We start from the raw sequence: 9,519 nt of genomic DNA, 5'->3' as shown, positions 1-9,519 counted from the left end.
AGCAGATTGCGATTGCCGACCCCACCGGCAAGGCGTTGGCCTTGATTGAAGCCGACACCGGCAGCCTCTTCATCGTCTGGGAAAACCAACGGTGTGAAGCGCCTTATGCGCTGCCCAACCGCAACAAGGCTCTGAACTACGAGCGGGTGTCGCTGGTGTGCGGACCCTTTCAAAAATAGACGATGTCCGGCCAGAGACCTTTCGCCTTTGAGAGTACACAAGACGACTTGCGGCTCGTCGCATCAGCGGATGCATTCGATGTGACGGGAAATCCCGCCAGTTGGTATAAGGCTAAGCCGTCAGACCTTACTCTTGTCGATGCTGCCGGAGAGCTTATGAAGCTGCGCTTGATTCATGGATGGACGATGGTCCTGATGCTGGTTGTCCTGCTGCTGGGCGGGCTGACCCCGGTGCTGTCCAACAGCCTGTTGCTGCTGAAGGACCGGGCCAACTTCATTCCCGCTGAATCCTCCATCTGGACCTTTGAGCCGACTTTGATCAATCAGGGTTCTTCTTCCTATTGGCTGTACGGGGAAGATTGGCACTACTACTTCTATTTTTCCTACGCCGAAGATCAGCCCTACCGGCTGATTGCCAAGAACAACCCGTGCCCGGGGTTCGATCGGCATGACGTCGGCACCTGGTGTATCCCCTGAAGCCAGGCCCCTGGATTATGCTGCGGGCTCGCGGCGCTCACCGGGCAGGCGCCGGCAGCTGAGGTAGGGCATGGACAGGTTCCAGGAAATGCAGGTGTTCGTTTGCGTCGCTCAGGAGCAGGGCTTCGCTGCTGCCGCTCGGCGCCTGAGCCTGTCGGCCGCGAGCGTGACCCGAGCCGTCGCTGCGCTGGAGCAGCGCATCGGTACTCAGTTGTTGATCCGCACCACCCGCAGCGTGCATTTGAGTGAAGCCGGGCAAGGCTACCTGGAGGATTGCCGGCGCATTCTGGCCGAGGTCCAGGACGCCGAGGCTTCGGCCGCCGGCATCCATGCCCAGCCTCGGGGCCAGTTGACCCTGACTGCGCCGGTGCTGTTCGGTGACCTGTTCGTCACCCCGCTGCTGGTGCGCTACCTGCAACGTTATCCACAGGTCAGGGTCAACGCCCTGCTGCTGGACCGGGTGGCGAGCATGGTGGAGGAGGGCATCGACGTGGCGATACGCATCGGCGAGTTGCCCGACAGTGGCCAGCACAGCGTCCGAGTCGGTGAGGTGCGCCGCGTTGTCTGCGCCGCGCCGGAGTTTCTTGCCGTCCATGGACGTCCCCAGCATCCCGATGACCTGCGCCAGGCGCCGGTGATCGCGCCGTCGTCCGTGGGCCAGGCGCGCAACTGGCAGTTCAACGATGGCGGTCGGCCCTTGAGCATTCGGCCCGAGCCGCGGTTGCTGGTGAGTGCCAACCAGGCAGCCATCAGCGCTGCCTGTCTGGGGTTGGGCCTGACCCGGGTGCTGTCCTATCAGGTTGCCGACAAAGTCGCGGCCGGGCAGTTGGAGATTGTCCTCCAGGCCTTCGAGCTGGCGCCCTTGCCGATCCATGTGGTGTACCAGGGCGGGCGCAAGGCGCCGGCGCGGGTGCGCAGCTTCGTCGACTTCGCCGTGCAGGCCCTGCGAGAGCATCCATCGCTCAATCCTTGATCAGCGTTATTGCGCTGGATGAAATGATGGATTGCGATTTCTGGTGATTCTGTTGTTTTTCCCCAGGGATCAAGATGGGGCTCCCGGCGCGGCACTTCGACCGCGCTCCTGCTCGCGGAGTCCACCATGTCCCTGCTGCCCATCAAGTTCTACAACTTTCCCCGTTCCGGGCATGCCCATCGGGTCGAGCTGATGCTGTCCCTGCTGGACCTGCCCAGCGAAACCATCTTTGTCGACCTGGCCAAGGGCGCTCACAAGCAGGCGGATTTCCTGGCCCTCAATCCCTTTGGCCAGGTGCCGGTGATCGATGACCAGGGCGTGGTGGTGGCGGACTCCAATGCGATCCTAGTGTATCTGGCGCAACGCTACGGTCGCGGTCGCTGGCTGCCCACCGACCCGGAGGGGGCTGCCCAAGTGCAGCGCTGGCTGTCGGTGGCGGCGGGACCGATCGCTTTCGGACCGGCAGCTGCGCGGCTGATCACCGTGTTTGGTGCGTCCTTCAATGCCGAGGAAGTCATCGCCCGTTCCCACGTGCTGCTCAAGGTCATGGACCAGGAACTGGCGAGCCGGCCCTTCCTGGTGGGGCAGCAGGCGAGCATTGCCGATGTCGCGGGCTACAGCTACATCGCCCACGCTCCGGAGGGCAATGTGTCCCTGGCCGATTACCCCCATGTACGGGCCTGGCTGCAGCGTATCGAAGCCTTGCCCGGCTTTGTCCCCATGCCATCCACGGCAGCGGGTTTGAAAAGCGCCTGAAGAGCCACTCAGCGGAGGCCGCCACATGAGCACCCATTCACCCTGGCATGCCGGCGAACGGCAACTGCAGATCCAGGCAGGGGTGGCCGAGCGCATGGAAGCCTTCGGCGCCAAAGTCATCCGTCCTGCCATGCCCGAGCAGCACCAGCAGTTCTACGGACAACTGCCGTTCATCCTGGTGGGCGCGGTGGATGCCCACGGCGATCCCTGGGCGAGCCTGCTTGAAGGTCCGCCCGGTTTTGCCCAGGCCCCGCAAGCCACGCTGCTGCGCCTCGACAGCCTGCCGGCTGCCGATGATCCGCTGCAATTGCAGGAAGGTGCGGCATTGGGACTGTTGGGGATCGAGCTGCATACCCGGCGACGCAATCGTCTCAACGGCCGCATCGGTGGGCTCGATAGCCGGGGCTTTTGCCTCAGGGTGCAGCAGTCGTTCGGCAACTGCCCACGCTACATCCAGTTGCGCGATCTGCAGCGTGTGCCCTTGAGCGATCCGGCCAGCCGCCCAGCCCAGCACCGACAGGACCTGGACCCGGCGGCCCGGGCCCTGATCGGCGCCGCCGATACCTTCTTCGTCGCCAGCTATGTCGATGTGCAAGGCCAGCGTGCGGTGGATGTTTCCCATCGTGGCGGCCCGGCCGGGTTCGTTCGGGTCGAAGGCAACTGCCTGACCATCCCGGATTTCGCCGGCAACCTGCACTTCAATACCCTGGGCAACCTGCTGCTCAATCCCCGGGCGGGTTTGCTGTTCATCGACTTTCACAGTGGCGAGTTGCTGCAACTCAGTGGGCGCACCGAAATCATCTCAGGCGGCCCATTGGTCAGCACCTTTCAGGGGGCCGAGCGCGTGTGGCGCTTTACCGTGGAGCGGCTGGTCCGGCGGCCGGCAGCCCTGTCCCTGCGAGGGTTGTAACGGGCCCTGGGCGCCTGCAGAAAAAAGTCCTCGCCAGCGATTGCCGCCAGCCTCGGCCCTGCGTAGGCTGGCGCGATCTCAAGGCTGATCATCTGCAGAGCGCCCGGCATGCCAGGGCTTTGTTGCGTTAAAGGGAATCAACGATTCATGCTGCCCCGGGTCCTGCTCCGCCTCTTCGCCTTATTGCTCTGCCCGGTGCTGCTCAGCGCCTGCCGCAACCAAGACGCCCCCCCTCTGGATCAACAACTCTACATCTGGCAACGGCAGTGGACGCCCGCCCACGCCGACGCTCTGGCCGGTTCCCGGGCCGACTTTTCCACAGCCCGGGTCCTGGCCCTGCAGGCTTTTCCACAGGCCGGCTGGAGCCGCGCACGGATCGACGCCGCCTTGCTCAAGCAGGATGCTCGTCCACTGATCGCGGTGATCCGCCTCGACGGGCAACTGCCGTCCCTGGATCAGGACGAGATCATCCGTCAGGTCCAGCAACTGCTGACGGATTGGCAGGAGCAGGGCCTGACCCTGGCCGGGATCGAGATCGACCACGATGCCGGCACCGCGCGATTGCCCGCCTACGCCATGTTGCTTGAGCGCTTGCGGGCTGTGCTGCCGAGCCAACTGGCCCTGAGCATCACCGCCTTGCCGGCCTGGCTCGACAGTCGCGAGTTGCCGGGCCTGCTGGCCAAGGTCGACAGCAGCGTGCTGCAGGTGCACGCCGTGAGTGATCCTCGGCACGGCCTGTTCGATCCGCAACAAGCCGAGCAGTGGGCCAGGCGTTGGGCGCGTATCAGCGACAAACCCTTCTACCTGGCCTTGCCCGCCTACGGCGTCGCCTTGCTCCCCGCTGCCGAAGGCGCGCCCCTGGTGGAAAGCGAGGCGCCGCTGCGACGGAGCGGTCAGCGCCAGGAGCTGATGGCCGACCCCGAGCAACTGAGCCGGTTGGCCAGGACCTTGCGCAACGACCCGCCGCCGCATCTGGCCGGCCTGATCTGGTTTCGCCTGCCTCTCAAGGGCGATGTGCGGGCCTGGAGCCTGGACACCCTGCGGGCGGTGGCCCGGGGCGATGCCCTGGCCGGCGAGCTGGGCATCCGCCTGGATGAACAGGACGGCCTGTTCGACATCCGCTTGAGCAACGCGGGCAACCTCGATCGGCCCTTGCCTGAACAACTGACCCTGGCCGTTGCCCAATGCGACGGATTCGACGGGCTGGGCGGTTATTCCGCACAGCTGCGCGACGGCCAACTGCTGTTGACCCGGCAACAGAGCGGCCGCCTGGTCGCAGGCGCCAGCCGCGCCGTGGGCTGGGCCCGCTGTACAAAAATCGACCAAGGAGCTGCGCATGTTCGTCCCTAGATCCCGTTACCTGCTGTGCCTGAGCCTGTGCCTGCCCCTGGCTCCGGCCCTGGCCTGCGGACCGACTTTCCCCATGCGCCTGCTGAACGACCGCCCACAGACGCTGGCGCAGCTGCCCGAAGGCAGTTTCCAGTTCGAAATCAGCCGCCTGGGTCAGCCCATCGCCGGGCTCATGCCGGTCGCCAACAACGGCTTCAGTGTCGATTACAGCCTGCCTGACAGCTATTCGGTGCAAGAGCGTAACTGGGCCGAACAGCAAGGGCTGGACCAGGCTCAGCAAACCCTGGTCGGCCAGTTGCGCAAGCTCAACGACGCACGCGTGGCGGAGCAACAAGGGGCCAGCCTGCCGCCGGAGATCAACCTCTACACCGCGGGCGCCGTGGCTTTCGGCGCCGGGGATCATGAGCTGGCGGCGGAGTATTTCCGCAAGGTGCTGGCGCTGCCCGCCGAGCAGCGCGCCTTGCGCAGCACCTGGGCCGCCTATTCCCTGGGGCGGGCCCTGTCCTTTGTCAGCGAGCAAGCCAACGAACTGGACGATCAGGGTCGGCGCGACATGCGACAGGCGGCGCGCCAGGCATTCGCCCAGACCCGTCAGCTGAGCATCGACGCCTTCAGCGACCCCCTGAGCCTGGGCGTCGCCAGCCTGGGAGAGGAGGCCCGTATCCTCAAGGATCAGAACGACTGGAGCCAGGCCATCGATCTGTATGCCATCCAGAACCAGCTGGGTTCGGACGTCGGCTACAGCTCCCTGAAGCAGGTGGTGGGCGAACTGAGCGGCCTGCCGGCCGCGCAATTGCTGGAGCAGCTCAAGCATCCTTCCGTAGCCCGCTTGCTCACTGCCTCATTGATCTCGCACCAGGCCTGGTCTTTCGGCGAGCGGCCCGAGTCGGAGGTGAAACTGATCAAGCTGCTGAGCCAGGGCACTGCGGGCAGCTTCGACAACGCCGACCGGCTGGCGGCGCTGAATTACCAGAATGGCGATTTCACCACCGCCAAGCAGTTGCTCGAGCATGCCGACGATGGCGGCCTGGCCTGGTGGCTGCGGGCCAAGATGGCCCTGCGTGATGGCGACAAGGTCGCCGCCGCCGCGGCTTATGCCAAGGCCGCCGCGGCCTTTCCCCGAGACGAGAGCTGGGGCTTTCGCGGCGACTATGACGGTAACTACGAAGACCTCAAGCCCGGTTGCCGGGTAGAAGGCGAAAGCGCCCTGCTGGCCCTGGATCGCGGCGACTACGTGCAAGCCTTCGAACTGCTCTACCGCAGTGGCGAGATCTACTGGCACGACGCGGCCACGGTGGCGGAGCGGGTGCTGACCCTGGATGAACTCAAGCAGTTCATCGATACCCAGGTACCGGCACCGCCACCGACGCCCAAGCCGGAATACTCCTACTACGAGAGCCTGCCGCTCGCCGCCCAACTGCGTGAAGTGCTGGGTCGCCGCCTGTTGCGCGAAGGCCGCTACGAAGAGGGTTGGGGTTACTTCGACAGCCCGGAGCGCAAGGCCATCGCCAAGGCTTACGGCGAATACCGGCGCAGTGCCGAGTCGGCCTGGCTGCCCACACGCCGGGCAGAGGCCTTTTACCAGGCCGGCAAGCTGGCCCGTGCCTCGGGGATGGAGATCCTGGGTTACGAAATGGGCCCGGACTACCACAGCCTCTGGGGCAGCTACAGCCTGGAGATCCCACCGGTGCAGGTCGGGCCCTTTATCAGTGCCGACGAAGTGCAGCGTCAGCAAGCCACCACCGCCGAGCCCGACGTGCGTTACCACTACCGCTACCTGGCCGGGGAACTGGGCAACCAGGCTGCGGACTTCCTGCCTCACACCAGCCAGGCCTATGCCGCGGTGTTGTGCAAGGCGGCGCGCTGGACCCGTGGCAGCGATGCCGAGATCGCCTACTACCAGCGCTATGTGGAAAACGGTCCCTTTGTGGAATGGGCCGGCAACTTTGGCATGAACTGCCAGGAACCGGACTTCGCCAGCGCCAACAAGCGTTACCTGACCCAGTGGCTGGACGCATCCCGTTCGGCCCTGGTGCAGCACAAGCTGGCAGCGGTTGGTGGCGGTGGCGTCCTGCTGGCTGGCGCCTACCTGCTGTGGCGCCGCCGCCGAACGGCCTGATGGCGCCCTGGGGGCTTTCAGCGGCACGCGCGCCACTGAGGTGGGGCTGGGCTCAGGCCTGCTGGACGAAGGTCAGGCGCAAGGCAAAGCCGATCAGCAGGCTGCCGAACAGCCATTGCTGCAAGCGCTGGGCCGAGGGGCTGCGCTGCATCCAGCGGCCCAGCCCGGCACCGGCCAGGGCGTAGCAGCAGTCGAACAGTCCGCCCACCGCCACCAGCAACACACCCAGGGTGACGAATTGGGGGGCTACCGCGCCGGCTTGGGGATCGATGAACTGCGGCAGCAGCACCGAGCAGAACAGCAGCGCCTTGGGGTTCAGCAGGTTGGTCAGCAGGCCACGCTGGATCGCCTGACGCCAGCGCAGGGGCGTGGCCGCCGCGCTGGCGCTGTCGAGGTTGGGCAACAGGTTGGCCCGCAGGCACTGGATACCGATCCACAGCAGGTAGGCGGCGCCCGCCAGGCGTACCACATCGAAGGTCCAGGGAGCGGCCTTGAACAGCGCCGCCAGGCCCAGGGCGGCCAGGGCCACATGACAGCCGCGGGAGACAGCCAGTCCCAGGGCCGTGGCCAGCGCCTGGGCCTTGCCCTGGCGGGCACCGGTCTGCAGCAGCAGGATCATGTCGGGCCCGGGCAGCAGGTAGACCACCGCCAGAGCCAGGAAATACATCCACAGTTGCGCCACCTTGCACCCCATTCGTTGTCGAGTCGGTGCGCCCAGTTTAGAGCCGCAGGGGCAGGCAGGTGCTTGCGTAATCAACCAGCAAGACGGCGGAAATTGGCATAATCTTCCAACTTTCAATGGGCTGACCATGCGGATATGCCAAACATGAAACTCGATGCCTACGACCGCAAGATCCTCGCCGCCCTGCAGCGCGACGGCCGCCTGAGCAATGTGCAACTGGCGGAGGAGATCGGCCTGTCGCCGTCACCCTGTTTGCGCCGGGTGCGGATGCTGGAGGAGGCCGGAGTGATCCGTGGCTACCAGGCGACCCTGGACCGGGATGAAGTGGGGCTGGGGCTGACGGTGTTCGTCGGGGTCAAGGTGGAGCGGCACAACGACGCCGAGGCCGAAGCCTTCCGCCAGGCGGTGTTGCAATTGCCGGAGGTGATCTCGGCGTTCCTGGTATCCGGCGAATCGGACTTCCTGCTGCAGGTGGTGGTCCCGGACCTGCGCGGTTACGACCGCTTCCTGACCGGCCACTTGCTGAAGATCCCCGGGGTCAGCGATATCCGTAGCAACTTTGCGATTCACACGGTGAAAACCCCGGGGCCCCTGCCATTGGGGCACCTGCCCAGCTGAGGAGCTGTTGTGGCGAGCAAGCTCGCTCGCCACGGTGGTTCAGGTCCACCAGTAGCGCACGAGGTGGAAGAAGATCGGCGCGGCGAAGCACACCGAGTCCAGGCGATCGAGCATGCCGCCGTGGCCCTCGATCATGTGCCCCCAGTCCTTGACCCCGCGATCGCGCTTGATCGCCGACATGACGATACCGCCGGCAAAGCCCAGCAGGTTGATCAGCAGAGCGATCAGGAACGACTGCCAGATGTTGAACGGAGTGATCCAGAACAGCGCCCCGCCGATCATCGAAGCCAGCAGGATGCCGCCGACAAAGCCCTCGACGGTCTTGGACGGCGACAGGTTGGGGGCGATCTTGCGTTTGCCGAAGAGTTTTCCACAGACGTACTGCAGCACATCCGAGAGCTGCACCACGATCACCAGATAGGCGATCAGCAGCAGGTTGCGGCCTTCGTAGCCGGCGATGTCCAGGGTCAGCAGGGCCGGCACGAAAGACACACAGAACACCGCGATCATCAGCCCCCACTGGACCTTGGAGGCGCGTTCCAGAAAGTGCGTGCTGTCGCCCCCCAGGGACGCCAGGATCGGCAGCAGCAGGAACACGTAGACTGGGATGAAGATCGAGAACAGTCCGTACCAGTCGGAGTAGATCAGCAGGTACTGCAGGGGCAGGGCCAGGTAGAAGGCCGCCACCAGGGCCGGATAGTCGCTGCGCCGGGTCGGGGTCAGGGTGAGGAACTCGCGCAGGGCGTAGAACGACACCGCGTAGAACAGCAGGATCACCGCTGCCGTGCCGAGCCAGAAGGCGATGCCGATCACCAGCACCATCACCCACCAGGCATTGATCCGCGCATTGAGGTTGTCGATCACCGGGTTGGGCGCGCCACGGGTGCGCCACTGGAGGATGAAACCGATCAGCGAGGCCAGCACCAGAATGGCGCCGATGCCGCCGAACAACATCAGGGTCTGTTTATCCATTTCAGCTGTGCTCCGGAGCCAGGGCCAGCAGCGCGGCGCGGCTGCGTTCGAGGAAGTGTTCCTTGCTTTCGTCTTCTTCCAGGGTCAGCGGCGCGCCGAAACTGGTGGTGCACAGCAGCGGTAGGGGCAGGAAGCGGCCCTTGGGCATGACCCGGTTGAGGTTGGCAATCCACACGGGAATCACCTCCACCTGTGGATAACGTTTGGCCAGGTGGTAGATCCCGCTCTTGAACGGCAGCAGGCCGTCTTCGGGGTTGCGAGTGCCTTCCGGGAAGATGATCAGCGAGTCGCCATTCTCCAGGGCGTCGAGCATGGGTTGCAGCGGATTGTTATCCACAGCCTCCTTGCGTTCGCGGTCGATCAGCACGCCGTTGAACACCCGGTTGATGATGTAGCGGCGCAGGTTGCTTTTCTGCCAGTAGTCGGCGCCTGCCACGGGCCGGGTCAGGCGCCGCAGGGCCGGTGGCAGGGAGGCCCAGAGCA

9 protein-coding genes and 1 pseudogene are annotated in these 9,519 nt (G+C 65.1%); 7 read left to right on the top strand and 3 right to left on the bottom strand.

Features of this window, described 5'->3' with window-relative positions:
- The first annotated feature begins 335 nt into the window (after positions 1–335).
- From BLX41_RS02880 to BLX41_RS02855, 6 genes and pseudogenes are all read left to right on the top strand, one after another.
- Entirely contained in the window at positions 336–656 is a 321-nt protein-coding gene (locus BLX41_RS02880; protein WP_123723693.1) for a hypothetical protein, read from the top strand.
- Between the two features lie 70 nt (positions 657–726).
- The gene (locus BLX41_RS02875; protein WP_123723692.1) at positions 727–1,629 is read left to right on the top strand and encodes a LysR family transcriptional regulator; all 903 of its coding nucleotides are present in this window, start codon (positions 727–729) and stop codon (positions 1,627–1,629) included.
- 126 nt (positions 1,630–1,755) lie between these two features.
- A complete protein-coding gene (locus tag BLX41_RS02870; RefSeq protein ID WP_123723691.1) occupies positions 1,756–2,385 on the top strand; it encodes a glutathione S-transferase family protein in 630 nt (209 codons plus the stop codon).
- A 25-nt stretch (positions 2,386–2,410) separates the two neighbouring features.
- A pseudogene (locus BLX41_RS02865) lies at positions 2,411–3,286 on the top strand (FAD-binding oxidoreductase); the annotation flags it as partial.
- A gap of 156 nt (positions 3,287–3,442) precedes the next feature.
- Positions 3,443–4,645: a DUF3142 domain-containing protein gene (locus BLX41_RS02860; protein ID WP_123723689.1), complete on the top strand. Its 1,203-nt coding sequence runs from the start codon at positions 3,443–3,445 to the stop codon at positions 4,643–4,645.
- Positions 4,632–6,764 carry a hypothetical protein gene (locus BLX41_RS02855; RefSeq protein WP_123723688.1) on the top strand — a complete coding sequence of 711 codons (2,133 nt, stop codon included), beginning with the start codon at positions 4,632–4,634 and terminating at the stop codon, positions 6,762–6,764. The genes BLX41_RS02860 and BLX41_RS02855 overlap by 14 nt, the downstream gene beginning before the upstream one ends.
- 52 nt (positions 6,765–6,816) lie before the next feature.
- Here BLX41_RS02855 and BLX41_RS02850 read toward each other — a convergent pair whose 3' ends face one another.
- A complete protein-coding gene (locus BLX41_RS02850) occupies positions 6,817–7,458 on the bottom strand; it encodes a LysE family translocator (protein ID WP_404942735.1) in 642 nt (213 codons plus the stop codon).
- 132 nt (positions 7,459–7,590) lie between these two features.
- Here BLX41_RS02850 and BLX41_RS02845 point away from each other — a divergent pair, with 132 nt between their 5' ends.
- On the top strand, positions 7,591–8,064 hold the full coding sequence (locus BLX41_RS02845) for an Lrp/AsnC family transcriptional regulator (protein WP_092317965.1): 474 nt from the start codon (positions 7,591–7,593) through the stop codon (positions 8,062–8,064).
- A gap of 39 nt (positions 8,065–8,103) precedes the next feature.
- Here BLX41_RS02845 and BLX41_RS02840 read toward each other — a convergent pair whose 3' ends face one another.
- Positions 8,104–9,036 carry a phosphatidate cytidylyltransferase gene (locus BLX41_RS02840; protein ID WP_123723687.1) on the bottom strand — a complete coding sequence of 311 codons (933 nt, stop codon included), beginning with the start codon at positions 9,034–9,036 and terminating at the stop codon, positions 8,104–8,106.
- A 1-nt stretch (position 9,037) separates the two neighbouring features.
- A partial coding sequence (locus tag BLX41_RS02835) for a lysophospholipid acyltransferase family protein (RefSeq protein ID WP_259744354.1) occupies positions 9,038–9,519 on the bottom strand: 482 nt, incomplete at its 5' end.

This window comes from Pseudomonas protegens (assembly GCF_003732485.1).
Taxonomy (GTDB): Bacteria; Pseudomonadota; Gammaproteobacteria; order Pseudomonadales; family Pseudomonadaceae; genus Aquipseudomonas; species Aquipseudomonas protegens_B.
This window is presented reverse-complemented; position numbering and strand designations above follow the sequence as displayed.

What these genes read in the sequence shown, in the direction of transcription:
- BLX41_RS02845 (WP_092317965.1), top strand. Translation starts at nt 7,591, where the DNA reads ATGAAACTCGATGCCTACGACCGCAAGATCCTCGCCGCCCTGCAGCGC.
- BLX41_RS02855 (WP_123723688.1), top strand. Translation starts at nt 4,632, where the DNA reads ATGTTCGTCCCTAGATCCCGTTACCTGCTGTGCCTGAGCCTGTGCCTG.
- BLX41_RS02850 (WP_404942735.1), bottom strand. Translation starts at nt 7,458, where the DNA reads ATGGGGTGCAAGGTGGCGCAACTGTGGATGTATTTCCTGGCTCTGGCG.
- BLX41_RS02875 (WP_123723692.1), top strand. Translation starts at nt 727, where the DNA reads ATGGACAGGTTCCAGGAAATGCAGGTGTTCGTTTGCGTCGCTCAGGAG.
- BLX41_RS02880 (WP_123723693.1), top strand. Translation starts at nt 336, where the DNA reads ATGAAGCTGCGCTTGATTCATGGATGGACGATGGTCCTGATGCTGGTT.
- BLX41_RS02840 (WP_123723687.1), bottom strand. Translation starts at nt 9,036, where the DNA reads ATGGATAAACAGACCCTGATGTTGTTCGGCGGCATCGGCGCCATTCTG.
- BLX41_RS02870 (WP_123723691.1), top strand. Translation starts at nt 1,756, where the DNA reads ATGTCCCTGCTGCCCATCAAGTTCTACAACTTTCCCCGTTCCGGGCAT.
- BLX41_RS02860 (WP_123723689.1), top strand. Translation starts at nt 3,443, where the DNA reads ATGCTGCCCCGGGTCCTGCTCCGCCTCTTCGCCTTATTGCTCTGCCCG.